Below are 21284 nucleotides of genomic sequence, written 5' to 3'. Positions count from 1 at the left end.
CACGGAGGGCCGGCGCCCGCCCCACGAAGGGAGGCGAGGTGATGAGATGGTCAGAGGGTGTCGTGACGAGGTGAAATGATGCATCGCCGTTGCGATGCCGCAAGACCACCACATGTGGCGCCCAGCGAGGCAATTTGTCACACGTCCGACGTCCGCCTGCCGCGTGATTTCCGGGGATTTTGGCCCCCTGAAGGCGTTCGCCAGCGGCCACAGCCTGGGCACGCTTGCTGCCGTCGAGGTCGGCTATGTCGACCGAGCGCGAGGTGCGCGATGCCACAAAGACAAGAACCCGCACAACCCGACCAGAAGTGGCGCCTTACGTCGTGGGGATCGGCGCTTCGGCGGGGGGGCTCGAGGCGCTCGAGCACTTCTTCGAGAACATCCCGAAGGAGAGCGGGATGGCCTTCGTCGTCGTCCAGCACCTGTCGCCGGACTTCAAGAGCCTGATGGACGAGATCCTCCGGCGCCGCACCGAGCTGCCCATTCACCTCGTCGAGAACGGCATGCTGGTCGAGCCCGACCACGTCTATCTGATCCCGCCGAAGAAGGAGATGATCATCTCCGCCGACCGCCTCCTCCTCAGCGAGAGGGATCGCGACCAGGAGCTCGCGCTGCCCATCGACGTGTTCTTCCGGTCCCTCGCGCAGGACTGCGGCCCGCGGGCGATCGCCGTGGTCCTCTCCGGGGGCGGCAGCGATGGCTCACGGGGGATCCGCGCGGTCCACGAGGCCGGCGGGCTGGTCGTCGTGCAGGACGTCGACAGCGCGCAGTTCGATGGGATGCCGAAGACCGCGCGTGACGCCGGTGTGGCCGACTGCGTCCTGCCTCCCCAGGACATGCCGCGCGTCCTCCTGGAGCACGTGAGATCCAAGGGGCGTCGGTCGGAGGGGGACACGGTCGGCGTCGATCAGGGGATGACCGCGGTCTACAGGATGCTCGAGGAGCAGTTCGGCATCGACTTCACGCACTACAAACCGAGCACGGTCACCCGGCGCATCGAGCGACGGATCCAGCTCGCGCACACGGACGATATCGAACAGTACGTCAAGCGCCTGAGGAGCAAGTCGAGCGAGCTCGACGTGCTCTACCGTGATCTCCTCATCGGCGTGACGCGCTTCTTCCGGAACGAGGAGGCGTTCGGCATCCTCGAGCGCTCGGTGCTCCCCGATCTCCTGCGCGCGGGGCCGCAGGACGCCCCGTTCCGCGTGTGGGTCGCCGGCTGCGCGACGGGCGAAGAGGTCTATTCTCTCGCCATCCTCCTCCACGAGCTCACGTCCGGGAGCGGCCACCGCCCGTTCAAGGTCTTCGCGACCGACGTGCACCATGGCTCGCTCGAGGTCGCGACGCGCGGGCTCTACGAGGAAGAGGCGGTGGTGAACGTCTCGCCCGAGCGTCTCGAGCGGTATTTCATCCGGCGCGGACGCAGCTATCAGGTTGTCCCGGATCTCCGCCAGTCGGTGGTCTTCGCGCACCACAACGTGATCAGGGACGCGCCGTTCACGCGCGTCGACTTCATCAGCTGCCGCAACGTGCTCATCTACCTTCAGCCGGCGGTCCAGCAGAAGGTCCTGAGCCTCTTTCACTTCGCGCTCAACCGCGGGGGCGTGGTCTTCCTCGGGCCCAGCGAGACGCCGGGGCACCTCGCGCATGACTTCGAGATCGTCGACAAGCAATGGCGTATCTACCGGAAGTACAGCGACCGGCGGATGCAGGTCGAGCCCCGCTTTCAGCCGGCATCGCCGAAGACCCGGAGCGCGCCGCGCTCGGGGATCACCGCGCCCGTCGTGCGCCACCCGGCGTCGCACCTGCTCGGGACCTATGACGCGCTGCTCGACGAGTTCATGCCCCCGAGCCTCCTCGTCAATGACACAGGGGAGCTCGTCCAGGCGTTCGGCGGCGCGAGCCGGTTCCTGAAGGTCAAGGATGGCAGACAGGGGCTCGACGCCTTCGAGATGCTGGACTGCGATCTCAAGATGGTGCTGACGGGGGGCCTCCGGCGGGTCATCAAGGAGCGCACGGCGATCGTGTTCAAGGGGGTGCAAGCGGAGGGCGGCATGTACAAGATCACGATGCGCCGGGTCGAGAGCCGGCGAGGCACCTTGCCCCACGTACTCATCACCTTCGACGCGATCGACGGGGCGCCGCGACGGGCGGCGATGCCGGTGAAGGAGATCGACCTGGACGACGTGTCGCGCGAGCAGCTCGGCGCGCTCGAGGCGGAGCTCGGCTACACGAAGCAGACCTTGCAGGCGATGACCGAGCAGCTCGAGGCGAGCAACGAAGAGCTGCAGGCGGCGAACGAGGAGCTCCTCGCCTCCAACGAGGAGCTGCAGAGCACGAACGAGGAGCTCCAGAGCGTCAACGAGGAGCTCTACTCGGTGAACGCGGAGTACCAGCGGAAGATCGCCGATCTCACCGAGCTCGGGAACGACATGGAGAACCTCCTGTCGAGCACGGACATCGGCACCATCTTCCTCGACAGGGAGCTCAAGATCAGGAAGTTTACGCCGCAGATCTCGGAGAGCTTCAACCTGCTCTTGCAGGACGTCGGCAGGCCGATCGAGACGTTCACGTACGCGGTCGACCACCCGGAGCTCACCGCGGATCTCAAGCGCGTGCTCGCGACGGGGGAGCGCGTGGAGCGCGAGCTGCGCGACCGGCACGGTCGCTCGTTCTTTCTCCGCGTCCTCCCCTACCGTGCCAAGGGCACCATCGCGGGGGTCGTGCTCACGCTCATCGACGTGAGCGGCCTGAAAGCGGCGGAGGACGCGCTCTTCCACGAGCGCTATCTCCTGAATAGCCTGCTCCGCAGCGTGCCCGACGCGATCTACTTCAAGGACGCGCGCGGCCGGTTCATTCGCACGAACCACGCCATGGCGGAGCGCCTCGGCCTCTCCGATCCAGGCGAAGCGGCGGGTAAGACAGGCTTCGAGCTGCCTGGGTACAAGGCGGCGCTCGCCGTTCACCAGCAGGACGAGGTGGTGCTGCGGACCGGCGAGGCGCAGCACTACAAGCTGGAGAAGCGCGTGCGCCAGGATGGCGTCGTGGAGTGGGACCTCGTCACGCGGCTCCCGCTCATCGACGCGGCGCGCCACATCGTGGGTATCATCGGGATCTTCCGGAGCGTCACAGCGCAGAAGCGATCGGAGGAACAGATCAAGGACGCCGTGCGAAGGCGCGATGAGTTCCTCGCCATGCTGTCGCACGAGCTCCGCAACCCTCTCGGCGCGATCGTCCACGCCACGGCGCTGCTCAGGGAAGACTGCTCTGCGCCGGACGGCGCGTTCGGGCTCGACGAGAAGGTCGTCCAGATCCTCGAGCGTCAGTCCGCGCAAATGGCGCGCCTGCTCGACGATCTGCTGGAGGCCAGCCGCGTCACGCAGAACAAGATCGAGCTTCGAAAGCGCGTGCTCGACCTGGGCTCGGTGGTGAAGGACGCCGCCGACGCGGTAAAGAACCTCATGGACACGCGCGGCATCGATTTCTCGGCCGTCGTCGATCCCGAGCCGATCTGGGTCGATGGCGACCCTGCGCGGCTCCAGCAGGTTCATGTGAACCTGCTCAACAACGCTGCAAAGTACACCCCGCGAGGGGGTCATGTCACCCTGGAGGCCAAGCGCGTGGACGGGCACGCGGTGGTCCGCGTGAAGGACGACGGCGTCGGGATCCCGAAGGAGATGCTCGACACGGTGTTCGAGCTCTTCGTGCAATCGAGCCGGACCCTGGACCGATCGGCGGGAGGGCTCGGCGTGGGGCTCACGCTCGTCCGAGGCCTCGTTGAGAAGCACGGCGGCACCGTGAGCGCGAGGAGCGAAGGGGAGGGCAGAGGGTGCGAGTTCGAGGTGCGGCTGCCGATCTCCGAGCCGTCATCCGAGGAGGAGGCGACGCGCGGCTCGCTCCTCGGGAAGTTCCTTGGGAGGTCGCGGGTCGTCGTCGTGGAGGACAACGACGACGGCCGCGAGGCGCTCTGCGCGCTCCTGGCGCGCGCCGGGTTCGATTGCCATTCGACGGCTCATGGGATCTCGGGGATCGAGCTCATGGACGAGGTGCTCCCGCACGTGGCCATCGTGGACATCGGGCTGCCGGGGATCGACGGCCTCGAGTTCGCGCGCCGCGTCCGCGAGAAACCCCAGCACAAGAACGTCTATCTGATCGCGCTCACCGGCTACGGGCAGCAGGGCGACCGCGAGAGGGCGCGTGACGCCGGGTTCGATGAGCACCTCGTGAAGCCCGTCGATCTCGCCACGCTCAAGCGGCTGCTCGCCGAAGGCGGGCCAGTGACCGGCGAGAGCGGCGCCTGAAGCGCTCGCCCGACGGGCCCTTCCGGAGCGCCACCGCGATCGGCCGGGCGGGGTCAGGCGGCGCCGGCGCCGCCGGACGACCGTGCCGGCCGACGCCGGCGGGCTGTCAGAGGCACTCGACGAGGCCGTCGTAGAGCGATCTGTCCGTTCCGGGGAGCGCCGCGTCGATCGCCCGGCCGGGCGGCGCCGAGAGCGCCTCGACGAGGTCGGTCACGGCGGTCTCCGGGGCGACGGGCATCTCGCAGAGGAAGGTCCTCGCGTCGACCTCCACATCGCCCGTGGAAGGCACGATCTCCTCGCTGCTCGCGGCGAGGACCCACACACAGCGGCCTATCGTCCCGGCGTGCTCCTCGACGGAGCAACGGAGTCGCAGCGGCTTGTAGTTGCTGAAATCGCCCTCGCAGAACGTGTCGCCGCACACGACGTCGAAGTCGTCGTTCAGCTCGCGGAGCAGCCCGTACCAGGCGTCGATCTCGGCCGAGCTCGTGAAGTACGACTCGGCGTCGACGAAGCTCTTCGCGCCGGTCGAGCCGGCCGGAGCCGCCGCGTCCTCGTGCTGCGGCGGGGTGCTCTCCGGTGGCTCCGGGGCGGCGCCTTGCGCCGTGGAGCAGGCGAGCGCGAGGACAGGGAGAAGCATGGACATCGTGTGATGAACCGACATGGGTGCCTCCATTCGAGCGCGGCGCGTGGCGCCGGCTCGATCCAGCGCGCCGCTTCCGGGCTTCGCGCTGTCTCGCAACGGCGAGACCGGCGCGAGGTCGGACCTCGCGGCGTTCCGGTGGGCGCTCATTGCGAGCGGTGTGCCGCGGCCTTTTTGCCGGATCTTTTGGTCCTCTCCGCGCTCCGGGGCCTGGCGGCCGCCACGCGCGCCGCCAGTTCCGCCAGGGCGGGGCCATTGCGCGCGCGACGAACACCCGTCGGGGGCCGGCGGCTCACCGGGGCTGCGATGTGCCCTCGGCGGCGTTCAGATCAGGGGAAGCTCAGGATCTCGACCCAGTGGGGACCGCGGCCCACGGGGCACGACGTCGCGGCGGTGAGCCGGCCGCTCGCGCGGTCGATCGCGTGCACGCCCACGGCGTGCGACAGCTGCCCGGCGGCGACGAGCCAGCGGCCGCTGGGGTCGATCTGGAAGCCGCGCGGCTGCTGTTCCGTGGGCGCGTGCGCGACAAGGCTGAGGCGGCCGGTCTGCGCATCGACGCTGAAGGCGGCCAGCGTGCTGGAGGTGCGCTCCGACGTGTAGAGGAAGCGGCCGTCCGGCGTGAGGTGCAGGTCGGCCGCCCAGGGCTTGCCCGAGAAGCCCTCGGGCAGCGTGGAGAGGCTCTGCACCGCCGACAGCGTCCCGCGCTCGGCATCGAAGGCCAGGACATCGATGCTCGCGTCCAGCTCGTTGAGCAGGTAGACGAAGCGCCCGTCGGGGGCGAACACGAGGTGGCGCGGGCCGGCCTGCGGACGCACAGGCAGCGCCGGCGGATCGTTGGGTGTGAGCCGGCCGGTGGCCGCGTCGAAGCGCCACTGCACAACCGCATCCGAGCCGAGCGTGCTGACGAAGACGTAGCGGTTCGACGGATCCACAAGCGTGGCGTGCGGGTTGCGGCCGGTGAGCAACACCGCAGCAGGCTCGCCCACCGCGCCGTCGCTGCCGATCGGGCTGATGCTGGTCTTGTGGCCGTGATAGGAGGCGCCGAAGAGATGGCGCCCGCTGCGATCCGTGAGGAGGTGCGCCATCCTGTCGGGCAGCGGCGCCGTCGACAGCGGCGTCAGCCGCCCGCTGGCCGCGTCGAGCGCGAAGCTCTTCACCGCGTAGGGCTCGGTGCGCAACGCGACGTAGAGGAAGCGCAGGTCGGGCGAGACCGCCAGCGGGCCGGCCTGCCCTTCGATGCCGACGGTCTGTACGGGCGCCAGCGACCCGTCGGCCGGGTCCAGGCGCAGCACCGAGATCTCGCAGCTCTCGGCGTTGGAGATGTAGATGTAGGTGGCGGCTTGGGTCATCGCGGTGAAGAGTCTGGCGTCCAGCGCCAGTATCCACCATCGGGCCCGCATCGCGCCACTTTCCGGCGCCGCGGCCGTTCGGCGAAGGTGAGTTGGTAAGGAGACTTTCCAGCGTGCTCGGCGTGCTGCTCGAGCAGCGCGACCTCGACCAACCTGCGTCGGGTCGCCGCGCCCAAACGCTCGTGATCCCGAGCTCAGGAGAAACGTGGATCTTCTACTCGCAGTCGACGAACACGACGTCGTAGGCGATGGTCGCCGAGACGCCGGAGACGCTCACGGAGTAGGTCTTGCCGGCTTCAGGGTCCCAGCCGTTCGGCACGACGCGGATGCCGTTCGTGGAGCCGTAGTTCCCCTGGAGCGGCTCCACGTCGACGGCCAGAGGGGCTCCGCCGCTCGAGATCGTGACCTCGGCGTCCGCGAGCTTGATGTCCTCGCTCTGAATCGACCAGCCGGTGTCGCTGAGCGAGCCCCAGAAGTCGGCGTACGCCTGTATCGGGAACACCCCGGGCGGAGGCCAGGCCGTCCACTCCTTGCCGGCCTTCCCCGTCCCTCCGATGTTCTGCATGCAGGAGGCGCCGTTCTTACCGGTAGAGCCGAGGCCGATCGGACCGAGATCGTTCGCAAGGATGATGCGCCGGTGGCCGAAGGTCGACTCGTTCCCTCGGTCGATCAAATAGCCCTGAACGCTCTCGACACCGGGCCCGCTCGAGATGTTGCTCGTCCTCGCGCCGTTCGCGCCAGCTTCCGAGTAGCACTTCCAGTTCTTCGGCGGCTCGTGCGATAGCGAGTTGTTCGCGTCCATCATGAGCGCGCAGGCCTGGGCTTGAGCGTCGCGGGTGGGCTCGGTCACGACCGCGGGCAAGTCCGCCAGCCAGCGGTACAGGTTGAAGAGCCGGAGCGCATTCGCTCGACCGTCGGCGGAGATGTCTCCCGGGTCGCACTCGGGATCCAGCGAGCCGCTCCACGTGCCCTCGCTCATGTCGGCGGTGTCGGCGTTGAAGCGCGCGCAGGTGCCTTCCGGCGAGCGATCGCCCGTGTCCGGCGCCGTCCCTCCCGAGCCCGCCGATGTCGCGCCTGGCGAGCCGCCGCCGCCCGCTGTCGCGGTGCTGCCGGCCGACGAGCTTCCCGTGGAAGCGCCGCCAGCCCCTCCGGCGCCCGAGCCAGGACCCGCACCGCCGCTGCTCGCGGCCGTTCCACCCGACCCGCTGACGGATGGTGAGCCGCTCGACGAACCTTGCGCGCCAGGATCGGCATCTTCGCTGCTGCACGCCGCGGCGGCCGCGACGAGGAGCCCAGTCGATACGAAGAGTCGAAAGCGAGGGAAAGCCGTCTTCATCATGAGGCAAGGAAATCCGAACGTCTCGGAGACGTCAAGATCGGCGGCGACGGCGGACCAGCGCGCCACGACGTCGGTCCACGAGCCTCGCCCCGAGAGATCGCGCGGGGCGTCTTGCGCGTAGTTCGTCTCCAGAACGAGCGTTCCCGCAGCGCTCGTGCGAGAGGCCCGATCCCAGGTGTCTCGGGGACCGTCGAAGGTGCTCGTCTTATCGTGGTTTCATGGCGCGGTTCTCGTCATGGCGGTTCGCTTCGTCGCCCGACTTCCCGCGGCAGCGCTGCCCCGCTCAGGCCGGCGCAGCGGAATTGCATGAGCCTCTGATCGTGGCATAGTGGATGCCCTTCTGCCGCCCTGGCCCTTTCCATGTCGAGCCCCGACGAGACCACGATTGCTCCCGGTGACGTCCTCCTCGGCAAGTATCGCGTGGAGAGCGTCCTTGGCCGGGGCGCCATGGGGCTCGTCGTCGCCGCGCGCCACCTCGCCCTCGACGAGCGCGTCGCGATCAAGGTGCTCCTGCCGAAGTACGTGCGGGATCCGGAGATCCTCCAGCGCTTTCTGAGGGAGGGGCGCGCCGCCGTGCGCATCCGCAGCCAGCACGTCGTGCGAGTGGCCGACGTCGGCACGCTGGAGAGCGGCGCGCCGTACATGGTGATGGATCACCTCGAGGGGAGGGACCTCGCCGCCGTGCTCGCGGAGAGCGGGCGCCTCCCGGTGCCCGTGGCCGTCGAGCTCGTCCTCCAGGTCTGCGAGGCGCTCGCGGAGGCGCACGCGCAAGGCATCGTCCACCGGGATGTGAAGCCGAGCAACCTGTTCGTCACGCGGAACGCGGACGGCTCGCCGTGCGTCAAGGTGCTCGACTTCGGGATCTCCAAGATGACGCACGCGGAGGACCACGCGCTCACGCGGGTGGGCGGAGTGCTCGGCTCGCCGCTCTACATGTCCCCCGAGCAGCTCCGCTCCGCGAGCGACGTCGACGGCCGCGCGGACATCTATTCGCTGGGCGTCGTCCTCTTCGAGCTGCTCACGCGGCGGACGCCGTTCTTCGCGCAGGAGCTCGCGCAGCTCGTCTACCTGGTCACGCAGGGGGAGCCGCAGCGGCCGCGCGCCCTGCGCCCGGACCTCCCGGAGCCCCTGGAGCAGGTGATCCTCGCGGCGATCGCGCGCGATCGCGATCGCCGGTTCCCGACCGTCGCGGAGCTCGCGCTCGCGCTCGTGCCGTTCGCTCCGCCGCACACGCGAGCGGCGGCCGAGCGCCTCTTCGGCGCGCTGCGCGGCTCGCTCGCGGCCGCGGCGCTGCCGCCCGGCGCTGCTCGCGCGGTCGCGGCGGTCACGGCGGCCGGGGCGACGCTCCCCGCGTCGACGGTGCCCCTCGACGGGGGAGCGCTCACGATAGCGCCGCTCGGTACGACGAACCGCAAGGCGTCATCGCGCGAGAAGCGCGCCGCCCCGATCGCGATCGGGATCGGCGTTGCGCTCGTCAGCAGCGGCCTGCTCCTCTGGCGCCTGTCGGATCGAGCCCCGCGCGAGCGCGACACGGAGCGCGAGGCCGCGTCGGCGGCGGGCCCTCGGCTCGCCGGGCCGGAGCCGCGCCCCGCGCAGCCGAGCGCCGCGCCGGAGCCGCACCCCGCGCAGCCGAGCGCCGGGCCGGAAGCGTCCATCGAGCCTGCCGTCAGCGCCGCCCCGCCGTCCAGCGCCGCTCCCGGCGCGTCGGCCGTGGGGCCGCTGCCGGAGGCGCGCGCCGCGGCCTCCGCCGCGCAGCAGCCCGCGAAGCCCAGCGCCTCGGCGCAACCGGCGAAGCGCAGCGCACCGCAGAAGAAGCGGCCCTCCAGCGCCGATCCGTTCTCGCGCGATGTCTTCTGATACGTTCGCAGGCACGATGACGCCGCCGCAGACGAGGGGCCGAGCGAAGCGCGGGCGCGCCGCGCGCCTCTGCGCGATCGGCGCCGGCCTGGCGGCGGCGATCGCGGGAGGGCGCGCCGCGAGGGCCGAGGACAAGGCGGGCGCCGTGGCGCTGTTCCGCGAGGCCGGAGCGCTCGTCGACGCTGGCCAGCCGTCGCGCGCCTGCCCCAAGTACGAGGAGAGCCTTCGCCTCTACGACAGCGCCAACACCCGCTATTTCCTCGCCGATTGCTACGAGCGCACCGGCAAGATGGCCTCCGCGTGGGCGCAGTTCCTCGAGGTCGCCGCGCGGGTGCACGCGAGCGGCGACCGGGCCAAGGAGGCGAAGGCGCGCGAGCGCGCGGCGGCCGTCCAGCCGAAGGTCTCCCGCCTCTCGGTGGTCGTCGAGGCCTCGAGCACGCCGGGCCTCCAGGTGAAGCGCGACGGCACCCCGGTCGGCCCCGGCCAGTGGGGCGTGCCCATGCCGGTCGACGCGGGGACGCACGTGATCGAGGCGAGCGCGCCGGGCAAGCGGACGTGGACGGCGCGGGCCGAGGTGGAGCCGGGCGGCGCGACCTCGACCCTCGTCGTGCGCGCGCTGGAGGACGACCCCGCGTCGAACGACGCGGGCGGCGCGGGCGACGGGCGCCGCACGATCGCGCTCGTCACGGCGGGCGCGGGCGTCGTGACCGCGGGCGTCGGCGCGGCGCTCGGCTTCGCCGCGAAGTCGAGGTTCGACGAGTCGAGCCCGTTCTGCAACGGCGACCGCTGCGATCGGCGCGGCATGGACATCCGCGACGGCGCCGTGGCGCGCGCGAACGTCGCGACCGTGGTCTTCGGCGTCGGCCTCGCGGCCATCGCCGGCGGCGGCGTGCTGTGGCTCACCGCGAAGAGCTCGCCCCGGGGCGCGTCGCTCGCGCTGACGCCCACGGTGGGCGGCGCGCTCGTGCAGGGCAGCTTCTGATGCGTCTCCAGGTGCTCACGGTCGGCCTCTGCGCGTCGACGCTGCTGAGCGGCTGCGGCCTCGTCCTTGGCATCTCGTCCGGCGAGTACGACCCGGATCCGTTCGGCCTCGCTGGCGGGGCCGGTGGCGCCGGCGGATCGGACGCGGGGGAAGGGGGCGCCGGCGGATCGGACGCGGAGCCCGAGCTCCCTCCCTGCACGGCGCTCCTCGACGACCTGGAGGACGGCGACGGCGCGATCCTCCGGTGCAAGGACCGTGTCGGCAGCTGGTACACGTACAACGACGGCACCCGGGGCGGCACGCAGACCCCTCTGCCCGGCCGCCCGTTCGTACCGGTCTCGCCCGGGCACGACCCGAGCGACTACGCAGCCCACGTCGCGGGCAGCGGATTCGTCTCGAGGGGGGCCGGCATGGGGTTCGACCTGAGCTTCGCCCCGGGGGGGACGAAGCTCGCCTACGACGCTTCTGCCTACTCGGGGCTGACCTTCTGGGCCAAGGCGGCGGCGCCGACGCACATCTACGTGAACTTCCCCGACCGCAACACAGATCGCGAGGGCGGCGTGTGCGAGGGTTCCGGCTGCGGCGACCACTTCGGCGAGGGGATCGACATCACGACCGAGTGGGCGCAGTACACGATCATGTTCGATATCCTCAGCACCGACGGCTGGGGTGTGCCCGCGCCCGCGGCGTTCGATGCGGCGCACGCTTACTCGATCGAGTTCCACACCGCGAAGTCGACCGTGTTCGATATGCTCGTCGACGACATCGCCTTCGTCCCGTGAGCGAGGGCGCCTATTCGTCGGTCACGTGGAGCACGCGGCTGCTGTTGACGTGGACGAGGATCGCCTTGTCGGTCCCGGGCTGTGTGTCCAGCTGAAGGGAGGGGCTGATGCCCGCGGCGGTCGGTGTGACCGTGCCGGTGGTGCTCCACCCGCTCGTCCCCAGCTTGGCCAGCCACGGCGCGTCGCCCTTTCTGTAGGCGATCTGCGGGTTGAAGGTGTCATCGATCACCAGCGACAGATAGGTACCCTGGACCGACGTATCGACGGTGCTCACCGTCCAGGTCGCGGTCGAGGAGCTCCACGAGGCGGACTTCAAGTCCGTGTTGTTCGTGTAGGCGATCTCGCGACGGGTCGACCTGATGTCCATGGACGGGTAGCCCCCGCCGTTCGCGTCGATCAGGGTTGTCGTCCAGGTGCTGAGCGAGGGCCCAGTGAACCGGCTCACCTGCACCCCGACCGAGGTCTCGGCGAAGGCGACGTGCGGTGTCGCGCCATCGAGGGCGATCGCGTCGGAAGCCAGCCTGATCTTGTTCGTGTTCGCCTTGATCGTCCCGATGGACCACGGATTCGTGCCGGACTTTCGCGCGTATTTCAGGTTGCGGACGCCGGCGCTCGACTCGGTGGTGTAGACGACATAGACGACGTAATCCTGGATAACCGAGTCGTACCGGACCTCGATCGAGGGCGTGAGCGCCGCGTCGACGGTAGTGACCGTCTCGCAGTCCCACTGGCTGAGGAAGCCGCAGTTGCCGGCGGTGCCGCCGACCCGCCTGGCGACCTTCAGCGTCGTCGTGTCGACGTCGACGTACGCGATGAACTCGGTGCCGTCCTCCTTGCCGACGGTGATGGAGAGGCCTTGGAGTTGGTTCAGCGTGTCATCGACCGTCTCGATCACCCAGCTGGACCATGCGGGGGAGCCGTCGTTGGCCTGCCGGCGGGCGACCTTGACGACGTCACTGCCGGTGTGCCCATAGGCGACGGTGTGCCACTTGTCCCAGACGCCGCCTCCCCAGTACTTCCACGCATAGCCCTGCGCCGAGTGTCCGGCCGCGGCGGTGCCAGGGATCGGCGACGTGGACCACGCCATCGCCTCGGAGCCCACCAGCAAGATGGCCGCCGTCATCGTGAACTGAAAAGCTCTGAACATGACTCATCAACCTCCATGGAGCGTGCGACCATCTCGACCCAGGTCTGGTGTCAGGTGCTGATGGCCGCGCTCGATCGTCAAAATGCCGCTCCGGTCAGGAGCGCGATCCCAACCATCGGCGATACTGCTCAGTTTGAATGTGTCCCATGATTCTGTAAGATGACCAGACGGAGCGCCGCCCGCCGACACGGGGCATCGGCACGATGCAGTCGCAGGAAGCGCACCTCTCAAGGCACGAAGGGTGCCACCCATGGCGGCGCGCCGCCCTGTCCCCGGAGAGGTGCCCCGTGACCCGCGGAGCACGCGGGCGCGTGGCACCCCGCGCGGGGCGGCACGTATCAGCGTGCCAGCGCGCCGCCAGGCCGCCCATCGAACGCATCGGCCCGAACCGTGACATGTCACGTGACACGTCACGTGACATGTCACGATATCGAACGCTGGAGATGGCCCCCACGACGGGCCGAGACCATCCACGAGCGCTCGACGGGCAAGCTCCTCGCCGCCGTTCGGCTGGTGCAAGATTTCGAGCGCGACGTGAACCTCGACACCGAACGAAAGCGGCTCGATCTCTCCGGTGGGGGACGCGGCGGCTTCGTGCCGCTTGCTGCTCCGATCAAGCTCGTGACAAACTCCCCCAGGCTCTCGTTCTGCGAGGTTCAACGCACATGAGGCGCAGGATCAAGCTTGTCGTGATCGAGGTCGTCGGCGCGGTCGCGTTCCTGGTGCCGGCGCAGGCCCTCGCCGGGTCGCCCGAGGTGTCGTTCAACCCCGGCTTCTTGCTGTCCGTCGGCAGCGGCGAACGCGCGGTCGGGGTCGGCACGGAGATCAGCTTCTCGTACTTTCCGAAGGGCGACCCCACCGCGATCAATTACGGTGGCTTCTTCCAGGCGCAGACGTACGCCGGCGACTATTCGCGCCTGGCGTTCGGGTTTCAGCTAGGAAGCGTCTTCGGTGGAGAGCTCGGCTTCGCGGGTCTGAGCCGCAGCGAGATCCATGCGTCGACGATCGGTCTGCACACGGGCGCCTTTGCCTCCGTCGGCGTGCTGGGGACGGGGCTACGCGTGACGATCCCGATGACCGGCACCGATGACGGCCGCCCGGCTCACGGCATCGAAGCGTCTTGGATCTTGACCCTCAAGGTTCCGATCTTCAGCGGCAAGATCGGGCTCCCGCACGGCCGGCCGCTGCGAGACGAACAGGGCCCGGTCACCGCGGCGGCGCGCGAATCGAGCGGCTGGGCGGACCTCAGCGACGCCGCGCTGGTCGCCCACCTTTCGCCGCGGGAGCGCGAAGAGCTCGCCGCCCTCTGGCTCGAGGCCGCGCTCGTCGAGCACGCCTCGATCGCGACGTTCGCCGCGCTCGCGCTGGAGCTCCTGGCGCTCGGAGCACCCGCGGACTTGCTCTCGGCTTGCCAGCAGGCGGCGCAAGACGAGATCGAGCACGCGCGCCTCTGTTTCGGTCTCGCGAGCACGTACGCGGGGATGCCGCTCGGGCCGGGCAAGCTGCCGTTGCCGGCCGCCGCGCTCTCGGGCGACGCCGCCGCCGTCGCGTACCTGAGCTTCACGGACGGCTGCATCGGCGAGGCCTTCGCCGCGGCGCTCGCGCGGCGAGCGCAGCGCCACGCGACGGATCCGGCCGTCGCGCGGGTGCTCGCGCGCGTCGCGACGGACGAAGCGCGGCACGCCGCGCTCGCCTGGAACATCGTCGCGTGGTGCCTGAAGCTCGAACCCGCGCGCGTCCGCGCCGCGCTCGGCGCTGCGCTGGCGGAGCCGGAGATCGAGGCGCCCGCCCCGCTCACGGACGTTCATGGGCTGCCGATCGTGCCGGCGGCTCGCCACGGAGCGGTGCCCGTCGAGGAGCAGAAGCCGCTGCGGCGCCGCGCCGAGCGGACCGCGCGGGCGCGCCTGACGGGCATGCTGCGGGCGCAGCGCGAGGCGCGGATTCTCCCTGCGCGCGACGCCGGAGCGTTGCCCTCTGCGTGAGATCGGCGAGGAGATCCAGAATGGTGACACCGCTTTGTCGGCGTCGCCTCCCGCCGTCACCCGCCTCGGCGGACCCTTGAACGACCTCAAGCTCCCTCGCGCTGCGCAAAAGCCGCCATGACCGCCGAGCTCGCACGGGTGAGCTCGTTCCTTCGGCTGCTCCAGCCCCGCGCCTCGACCCGCCTGCGGCGGTTCCCGGGTGGGACTGCGCTGTTCAACGACGAGCTCCGCTCCTGCATCGGCCCAAGGTCGAGCTTGAAATTCGCGCTGAATTAAAATATTATTTTCGTTTATGACCTATCATCAAGTCTTCCGCTCTTCAGCCACGTCGTGGTTCAAGCTTACTGCCCCTTTGTTCATGCTAGTTGCGCTGGGATGCTCTTCAGAGAGCAACACGAGCGGGAACACTGGGGGCAGCAGCGGAGGCACGACCACGGGCGGCGCCGGCACGGGCGGTGCCGGTACGGGCGACGGCGGCTCGGGTGGTGCGGGCGCGGGCGACGGCGGCACGGGCGGCGCCGGCGCGGGTGACGCCGGTGCGGGCGGCGCGCTCACCGGGGGAGCCGGCGGCTCCGGCGGGACCGACGGATCGGCGACGCCGGTGGATGCCGCGGCCATCGTCCCCGACATGGGCGTCGGAGCCAACATCGGCAACACGCTGGAAAACACGACCTCTTGGGAGACGGGCTGGGGCCAGCCGCTGATCACGCGGGCGTTCATCAACGGCATGGCCAGCCATGGGATCAAGACGGTGCGTGTGCCCGTGGCCTGGGACACCTATGCCACCAACGGCACGATCGACGCTGCCAAGATGGCCCGAGTCAAGGAGGTGGTGGGCTGGATCGAGGCCGCCGGCATGTACTCGATCGTGAACATCCACTGGGACGGGGGCTGGATCTACAACGAGGACAACACCGACAAGTACAAGCTCACCGACGGCGTCAAGACCAAGTTCGCGTCCTACTGGACCCAGATCGCCACGGCCTTCAGCGACGTCGGTCACAAGCTGATCCTCGAGGGGATGAACGAGGAGGGGAACTACTGGGTCAACGGCGTTCACGACGGCGGGACGCCTGACTACGCCGCCCTGAACGAGATGAACCAGCTCTTCGTCACCACCGTGCGCGAGCAGGGAGGCTACAACGCGAGCCGCGCTTTGCTCATCGCCGGCTTCGTGACGGACATCGACAGGACCTGTGTGAGCGAGTTCAAGGTGCCGACCGATCCCGCCGGCACGAAGAGCCTCTTCCTCTCGATCCACTACTACACGCCCTACACGTTCTGCGGCCTCGACACGGTGGAGTCGTGGGGCTCTCCCAAGACGACGTGGGGCACGGATCCCGAGAAGGCGGAGCTGAAGGGCCTGTTCGACAAGCTCGGCGCGTTCAGCACGCAGCGGAGCACCCCGATCATCCTCGGCGAGTTCGGCGTCACGCTGGGCCAGAACTACCCCCGTGAGGCGGCGTCGCGGCGGCTGTGGATGCAGTCGGTGGTGGAGGCGTCGCGGTCTCGCGGCATCGTCCCCGTGCTGTGGGACACGGGGTCGGACATCAAGCGCACGGACGGCTCGTTCTCGGCGGAGTGGCAGGCGGTCATGAACGCCGTCGACCAGTAGGGCGCCGGACGAGACCTTCCGCACCCAGGCGGTCCGGGGCTCGGACCGCGACGCCGACCACGAGCACCGGTCCGGTCTCGCTCGGTGCTATCGGTCAGCGCCAGAGGCGTGTCGCCCCGTACCGGGCGCCTGGGCCGTGAAGGGGGCAGATCCTCGGACGAAACGGCGCAGCGCTCGCCGACGCCGCGCTGACATGACGTCGCCGGAGGCGTGGTGTCGCCGGACCGCGACAACCTCCCTGCCGCTTTGTAGTGAAAATTTCACATAGGGAGCGCGCCGCTGGCGGTGCGGCCGGCGCGCCTGCGCCTCCTGACCGCTTACGATGGATGGCGATGGCCCATGGCAGGCTGAGGCTCGAATGGCCTGAGCCTTGCACTGCGTAGGGAGAGCCATAGACGATCGCCTGACATGAACCCGTTGCTCCAGCAACGGTGGTCCTCACTCGACCTGCGGTTCTCCCTGGAATTGTCAGGCCATGGCCCTGTTGCTCGCAGGCTCACGGGGAGGCACGGCGGTGCCGTGGCCGCTCGGCGCTGCGAGCGTCCGCATTGTCGATGTCAATGAAGGAGATGTCGTGAAACAAATCTCTCGTAAACGCCAGCTCGTCTTTGTGGTACCCCTGTTGACCCTGTTCGCGTGCGCGGAGGCCGACCCGCCTGGCAACGGCGGAGCCGCTGCCTGCGGAGAGGTCTCGGCGTGTGGTGGTGATCCGACCGGATCGTGGACCATCGAGAGCCTCTGCACGAATACATCTGGATTCTCCGGGAAAAGCGGGAGCTGCGAGGCCTCGATCTCGTTCGACGACGTCGAGTACGACGGACATGCCGAATTCGACGCGGACTCTACCTATGCCCTCACCTACACGCCGAGAGGGCCGGTGAAGATGGTGATCCGGATGCCGTGCGTCGACGAGGAGGGCGTCTCGAAGACGTGCGCGGAGTTCGACGAGGACATGAAAGGTATCCCGCTCTCGGAAGAGCCGATTTTTCAATCGGGGAGATGCGGGACGATAGGCGAGGACTGCGTGTGCGATCTGTTCTTGCGCGAGGACCCGAGGACCGAGGCGGGCGTCTGGGGAGCCATCGGCACGACCTTGACGACCAAGGAGGACGGCGAGGAGTGGGGGTTCAAGGATAGGGCATTCTGCGTGGAGGGGTCCTCGCTCACGCTCGGTACGGAGACGCTGACGGAGGAGAACGAGGGTAAGCCGATGAAGAGCTTCATGCGGCTCACGAGGAGGTGATGCGGCCCCTCCTGCGCAGCGGGCGCGGGAGACGTGGCTCTCAGTAGGCCCCCTTCGGATCGACGCCCAGCATGTGCTGGCCTACCATCGTGGACACGGCGTCCCAGTTGAGCGTGATGTGCTGGACGATCGCATTGCCGTCTCGCCACATGCGCTGGATGGGTTGACCGAGCGCCAAGCTGCTGCCACCGACGCACGAGAACAGCGCCTGAATGGCGGAGTGCGACAGCTTCGCCGCGTAGGCGTGGCCTCGCCGATTGCGGATGCGCTCCTCGACGCTCACGGACCTCCCCTGGACGGCCTTCAGCTCCACCTCGGTGATGTCGCGATCGAGGACGAGCCTCGCCGCGTCCACGGCGGCCGCCGCGTCGGCCAGGCGCGACTGGACGTGAGCGAACTGGCTCAGGCGCGCTCCCGCGCCTCCGACGCCGCCGCGCGTGACGCGGTTCTCACAGAGATCGAGGAAGGCATCGATGGTGCCTTGGGCGGTACCCAGGAGCGGGGCCACGAGGCAGACGGGGATCGCCGCGAGGAAGGGGATGTTGTAGATACGGTTGAAGTTCACCGCGGCCCCTGGAGGCGCGCCGGACGCGGCCTCCGAGAAGGTGAGCTTCCGATGACCGGGGACGAAGGTCGGCTTGTCGATCACCACGGTCTTGGACCCGGTGCCAGCTTGACCGGCGACGTGCCAGTCGTCCTCGATCGACCAGTCGGAGCGGGGCGCGAGCAAGAATCCGCCGCTGGGGGTGGCATCGTTCTCCTTCGGGAGCTGGACGCCCAGCACGGCCCACTGTGAATTGTCGATGTTGGACGCGAAGCGCCACTTGCCCTGGATCAGGTACCCGCCATCCACCGCCCGCGCTGTCGTGATGGGCGAGTAGGAGCCGCACAGGATGGCCCGGGGGTCTTCCCTCCACACGTCGTCCTGCGCCTGCGCCGGGAACAATCCGAGCAGCCACTGGTGGATCGCCCCGAGCGAGCACGCCCAGGCGGACGAGGTGCAGCCTCGCCCGATCTCGCTGATCACGTCGAGGAGCGCGGTGAAGCCGTACTCGTAGCCGCCGTAGCGCGCCGGCTGCATCAGACGAAAGAAGCCGGCGTGATGGAAGAGCTGGTTCGTTTCCTCCGAGACGCGGCGCTCGATCTCCGTTTGCTGGGCTTGCTCGCGGAGGCGAGGGATGAGCTCGCGGGCGGTAGAGACCAGGCTCTCCAGGGATGGCGCGTCGGGGGCGGGGCTGATCCGACCGGGCGCCTTCATGACGGCAGGTCTGATCGAAGAATGTTCAAGACTCATAGACTATCCGTGGCCTCGGGGAGACCGGCATCGCCGGCGGCGGCCCGCGCATCGGCGCGGATCGCCGCGAGGCGGGGCGCCGCGCCGGCGCCGCCACGCTTAGGATCACGTCCGGAGTATGCGAAGATGCCCGGGGCGGCGCCAGACGGCGTCCTGGAACGGCCGCGTTCGAGGAGTGGAACATTGAGGGAGCCCGATGATCTGTCTGGTCTGTCGATGTTCGTGAGCATCGTCGAGGAAGGCTCGCTCAGCGCGGCCGGCCGGGCGCTCGGGCTGCCCAAGGCGACCATCAGCCGCAACCTCGCGCTGCTGGAGAAGCGGCTCGGCGCACCGCTGTTGATCCGCTCCACGCGCGCGCTCAGCCTGACGGATACGGGCAGGCGCTTCTTCGACAAGGTCCAGCCCATCGTTCAGGAGGCGCAGCAGGCGACCGCCGAGGTCAAGAGCCAGCACGCGGCTCCCTCCGGGCTGCTGCGCATCACCGCGCCCGTCGCCTATGGCCAGGCGGCGATCGCGCCCCGGCTGCTCTCGTTCATGCGGCGTTATCCGGCGGTTCGCATCGACCTGCACCTCCATGACGGGCGCGTCAACCTGGTCAATGGCGGCTACGATCTGGCCATCCGCATGGGGGCGATCGAGGACAGCGAGCTACTCAGCCACAAGCTGGCCGACATCACCATGGTCATCGTCGCGTCGCCGGGCTGGCTGGAGCAGCACGACGTGCCCCGGATACCCGCCGACCTCGCCCGGCACGCCGCCATCGTCACGCGGCCCGAGCTCGTCCAATGGAAGGTCGGCGGGGAGACCGTGCGCGTCCCCTGGCGCATGAGCACCGGCAACATGATCGTCACGAGGGACGCCGCGAGGGCCGGGCTGGGCATCGCTTTCGTCCCCGAGTTCCTCGCGTTGCGTGACCTGGAGCGAGGATCGCTTGTACGCCTGCTCCCAGACCTCGAGCTGCCGGTGATCCAAGCGACCGCCCTGTATACCCGGTCTGCCGGCCAATCGGTGGCGCTGCGCGCCTTGCTGGACGACCTTCTGGCCAGCCGGCCCATCGAGGTCGACGCCGCGCCGGCGTGACCCTGCCCGGACGCGGGGGTACCCCCTTGATCGCTCGAGCGATGGTCCCCGGTGCACTGGACTTCGCTCCTGAAGATTGGCTTTCAGACCACCGCCGCGATCGTCGCCTGCTTCCTCAGCGGTGCTGGTTGCCATCGCGATGACCGCTCCACCGTCGAGGGGGTGCGGCGCGACCGCGCGGAAAACGCGCGGCCTTCAGAACCTATCCGCCAGCGTGAGCTGCGGGTGCTGCGCCGGGAAGAGCACCGGGACGAGCCGGGCGGCGTCCCCGCCGAGCCGGAGCTCCCCCGCGTCGCACACCTCCAGCGGCGCGTCCGAGCCGAGGAGGAGCCGTGCCACCGCCCAGCCGCCGCGGATCGTGCTGCGCGCCGCCCCAGCGGCGCTCCGCCCGCGGACGACCTCGACGCGGCCGCCGTCGAGGCGGAGCGTCGCCGCCTCCTCCGGGCTGGCGAGGGTGAGCGTACCGCGGTAATCCGCGAGCTCGGACGCGGCGAGCCGGGCCGAGAGCTCCGGAGCCATCGCCGTGAGGCATCCCGGGAGATCGACGACCCGGACCATCGCCTCGCCGTTGGCCGCATACCGCTGCTCGTAGCGGCTGTTCAGGGTGCGGAGCCGCGCGGCGAGCGCCGAGCGGTAGGGGAGCGTGTCGAAGCGGAGCCCGGGGAGCGCCTTCCGCCGGCAGAGCGCCCCGAGCGCCGAGAGCACCGCGTCCGGTGCGCCGGTCGCCTCGGCGCACACGAGCCGGGCCTTTTCCGTCTGGACGACGACGTGCCCTTCGGGGCGCTCGCGGTCCGCGCCCCAGCACCAGGCCTCTACGTCCTTCCGCATGCCGTTCCACGAGCGCAGGTAGGTCGGCCGCACCGCGGTGCCGGTGAGGCGGGCGTTCCACCGGTTGTGCAGGCGCACCAGCGCCGGCGTGGGCGCCGCCGGGATCCGGCGCAGGCCGCGCGGCCGAGGCAATGTGGCCGGGAGGTCGGCGAGCTTCACGCGCCACCGCGACTCGGGCCAGGCCGCCACGTACCCGAACCGGTGGTAGAAGTCGTCGATCCCGAACAGGATCGAGAGGTGGTAACCGCCGGCGCGCATGCGGTCGAGGCTGTGCGGAGCCGTGCGGGCCATGAGCCCTTTCCCGCGGTGCGCCGCCTCGGTGGCCACCGCGCCGATGCCGCCGCAGCGCACCTCCGCCCGACCGATCCTCATCCGGTAACCCCACACGCCCCAGTGCGTGACCAGCGCATCCCCCAGGAATCCGACGGCCGAGGCGTCCCAGTCGTAGTGGCTGTGGTTGACGTACCAGTCGGCGCACTCGGCGCGGAATCGCGCGTAATTGCCGAAGGTGCGCGCCGTGATCTCGATCACCGCCGTTGCGTCGGCGACCGGAGCGGGGGAGCGGACGGTGAGGGGCGGGGTCTTCAGGAGCGTACCCGCCATCGGTAGGAGAAGCGGTTCGCCCGAGGCGCGGGATCGAGCATGCGCCCCTCGTACCCGGACCCCGCAGGCCCTGGCCAAATTTCTGACGTGCGAGCCGGCGCTCGCGTCGCAGGCGGCGCCTCGGGCCGCCGAGCCAGGCCTGGCGCCGCCCGAGCGCCTCGCCGAGAGCGCGCACGACGCGGGGAGAAACGCGCGCAAACGCGAGCGGAAAGCCCGCCGGCACGGCCGGCGCCGAGCGGCTT

The 21284-nt window shown here is 69.7% G+C and carries 15 protein-coding genes; 9 read left to right on the top strand and 6 right to left on the bottom strand.

Translation table 11 applies throughout. From position 1 onward, the window contains the following. Positions 1-308: 308 nt before the first annotated feature. Positions 309-4301: a chemotaxis protein CheB gene (locus WME90_RS21580; RefSeq protein ID WP_437283055.1), complete on the top strand. Its 3993-nt coding sequence runs from the start codon at positions 309-311 to the stop codon at positions 4299-4301. Between the two features lie 106 nt (positions 4302-4407). Here WME90_RS21580 and WME90_RS21575 read toward each other — a convergent pair whose 3' ends face one another. From WME90_RS21575 to WME90_RS21565, 3 genes are all read right to left on the bottom strand, one after another. Beyond that, entirely contained in the window at positions 4408-4962 is a 555-nt protein-coding gene (locus WME90_RS21575; protein WP_437283054.1) for a hypothetical protein, read from the bottom strand. 308 nt (positions 4963-5270) lie between these two features. Next, positions 5271-6290 carry a lactonase family protein gene (locus WME90_RS21570; protein ID WP_437283053.1) on the bottom strand — a complete coding sequence of 340 codons (1020 nt, stop codon included), beginning with the start codon at positions 6288-6290 and terminating at the stop codon, positions 5271-5273. 214 nt (positions 6291-6504) lie between these two features. Then, positions 6505-7629 carry a CAP domain-containing protein gene (locus tag WME90_RS21565; RefSeq protein WP_437283052.1) on the bottom strand — a complete coding sequence of 375 codons (1125 nt, stop codon included), beginning with the start codon at positions 7627-7629 and terminating at the stop codon, positions 6505-6507. 360 nt (positions 7630-7989) lie between these two features. On the opposite strand from WME90_RS21565, the gene WME90_RS21560 reads away from it, so the two are divergent. The 3 genes from WME90_RS21560 to WME90_RS21550 are packed head-to-tail and all read left to right on the top strand — an operon-like array spanning position 7990 to position 11250. Further along, the gene (locus WME90_RS21560; protein WP_437283051.1) at positions 7990-9486 is read left to right on the top strand and encodes a serine/threonine-protein kinase; all 1497 of its coding nucleotides are present in this window, start codon (positions 7990-7992) and stop codon (positions 9484-9486) included. Positions 9487-9502: 16 nt separating this feature from the next. Beyond that, entirely contained in the window at positions 9503-10468 is a 966-nt protein-coding gene (locus WME90_RS21555) for a hypothetical protein (RefSeq protein WP_437283050.1), read from the top strand. Next, positions 10468-11250, top strand: coding sequence for a hypothetical protein (locus WME90_RS21550; protein ID WP_437283049.1), 783 nt, complete (start codon positions 10468-10470; stop codon positions 11248-11250). The genes WME90_RS21555 and WME90_RS21550 overlap by 1 nt, the downstream gene beginning before the upstream one ends. A gap of 10 nt (positions 11251-11260) precedes the next feature. Here the strand turns inward: WME90_RS21550 and WME90_RS21545 are convergent, their stop codons facing one another. Beyond that, positions 11261-12397 carry a hypothetical protein gene (locus WME90_RS21545; protein WP_437283048.1) on the bottom strand — a complete coding sequence of 379 codons (1137 nt, stop codon included), beginning with the start codon at positions 12395-12397 and terminating at the stop codon, positions 11261-11263. A gap of 534 nt (positions 12398-12931) precedes the next feature. Between WME90_RS21545 and WME90_RS21540 the strand changes: the two genes are divergently transcribed. The 4 genes from WME90_RS21540 to WME90_RS21525 all read left to right on the top strand — a co-directional run bounded on the left by WME90_RS21540 (position 12932) and on the right by WME90_RS21525 (position 17237). After that, positions 12932-13066, top strand: a complete 135-nt coding sequence (locus WME90_RS21540; RefSeq protein ID WP_437283047.1) for a hypothetical protein — start codon at positions 12932-12934, stop codon at positions 13064-13066. Next, positions 13063-14379 (top strand): hypothetical protein, encoded by a 1317-nt coding sequence (locus tag WME90_RS21535; protein WP_437283046.1) that lies wholly within the window; start codon positions 13063-13065, stop codon positions 14377-14379. Before WME90_RS21540 ends, WME90_RS21535 begins: the two co-directional genes overlap by 4 nt. Before the next feature lie 358 nt (positions 14380-14737). Beyond that, positions 14738-15994, top strand: coding sequence for a glycoside hydrolase family 5 protein (locus tag WME90_RS21530; RefSeq protein ID WP_437283045.1), 1257 nt, complete (start codon positions 14738-14740; stop codon positions 15992-15994). Positions 15995-16469: 475 nt separating this feature from the next. Further along, positions 16470-17237 (top strand): hypothetical protein, encoded by a 768-nt coding sequence (locus WME90_RS21525; RefSeq protein WP_437283044.1) that lies wholly within the window; start codon positions 16470-16472, stop codon positions 17235-17237. A gap of 40 nt (positions 17238-17277) precedes the next feature. Here WME90_RS21525 and WME90_RS21520 read toward each other — a convergent pair whose 3' ends face one another. After that, on the bottom strand, positions 17278-18495 hold the full coding sequence (locus WME90_RS21520) for an acyl-CoA dehydrogenase family protein (protein WP_437283043.1): 1218 nt from the start codon (positions 18493-18495) through the stop codon (positions 17278-17280). Positions 18496-18657: 162 nt separating this feature from the next. On the opposite strand from WME90_RS21520, the gene WME90_RS21515 reads away from it, so the two are divergent. Further along, positions 18658-19611, top strand: a complete 954-nt coding sequence (locus WME90_RS21515; RefSeq protein ID WP_437283042.1) for a LysR family transcriptional regulator — start codon at positions 18658-18660, stop codon at positions 19609-19611. 195 nt (positions 19612-19806) lie between these two features. Here the strand turns inward: WME90_RS21515 and WME90_RS21510 are convergent, their stop codons facing one another. Next, entirely contained in the window at positions 19807-21042 is a 1236-nt protein-coding gene (locus WME90_RS21510; protein WP_437283041.1) for a GNAT family N-acetyltransferase, read from the bottom strand. Positions 21043-21284: the final 242 nt, after the last annotated feature.

The organism is Sorangium sp. So ce375, assembly GCF_051473855.1.
Classification (GTDB): Bacteria; Myxococcota_A; Polyangia; order Polyangiales; family Polyangiaceae; genus Sorangium.
The sequence above is the reverse complement of the archived record's forward strand: the minus strand, read 5'-3'. Positions and strand labels throughout refer to the sequence as shown.

Coding starts and splice junctions, on each gene's coding strand:
- WME90_RS21530 (WP_437283045.1), top strand. CDS start 14,738: ATGCTAGTTGCGCTGGGATGCTCTTCAGAGAGCAACACGAGCGGGAAC.
- WME90_RS21545 (WP_437283048.1), bottom strand. CDS start 12,397: ATGTTCAGAGCTTTTCAGTTCACGATGACGGCGGCCATCTTGCTGGTG.
- WME90_RS21575 (WP_437283054.1), bottom strand. CDS start 4,962: ATGTCGGTTCATCACACGATGTCCATGCTTCTCCCTGTCCTCGCGCTC.
- WME90_RS21520 (WP_437283043.1), bottom strand. CDS start 18,495: ATGAAGGCGCCCGGTCGGATCAGCCCCGCCCCCGACGCGCCATCCCTG.
- WME90_RS21560 (WP_437283051.1), top strand. CDS start 7,990: ATGTCGAGCCCCGACGAGACCACGATTGCTCCCGGTGACGTCCTCCTC.
- WME90_RS21565 (WP_437283052.1), bottom strand. CDS start 7,629: ATGATGAAGACGGCTTTCCCTCGCTTTCGACTCTTCGTATCGACTGGG.
- WME90_RS21570 (WP_437283053.1), bottom strand. CDS start 6,290: ATGACCCAAGCCGCCACCTACATCTACATCTCCAACGCCGAGAGCTGC.
- WME90_RS21510 (WP_437283041.1), bottom strand. CDS start 21,042: ATGGCGGGTACGCTCCTGAAGACCCCGCCCCTCACCGTCCGCTCCCCC.
- WME90_RS21535 (WP_437283046.1), top strand. CDS start 13,063: ATGAGGCGCAGGATCAAGCTTGTCGTGATCGAGGTCGTCGGCGCGGTC.
- WME90_RS21525 (WP_437283044.1), top strand. CDS start 16,470: ATGGCCCTGTTGCTCGCAGGCTCACGGGGAGGCACGGCGGTGCCGTGG.
- WME90_RS21515 (WP_437283042.1), top strand. CDS start 18,658: ATGCCCGGGGCGGCGCCAGACGGCGTCCTGGAACGGCCGCGTTCGAGG.
- WME90_RS21555 (WP_437283050.1), top strand. CDS start 9,503: ATGACGCCGCCGCAGACGAGGGGCCGAGCGAAGCGCGGGCGCGCCGCG.
- WME90_RS21550 (WP_437283049.1), top strand. CDS start 10,468: ATGCGTCTCCAGGTGCTCACGGTCGGCCTCTGCGCGTCGACGCTGCTG.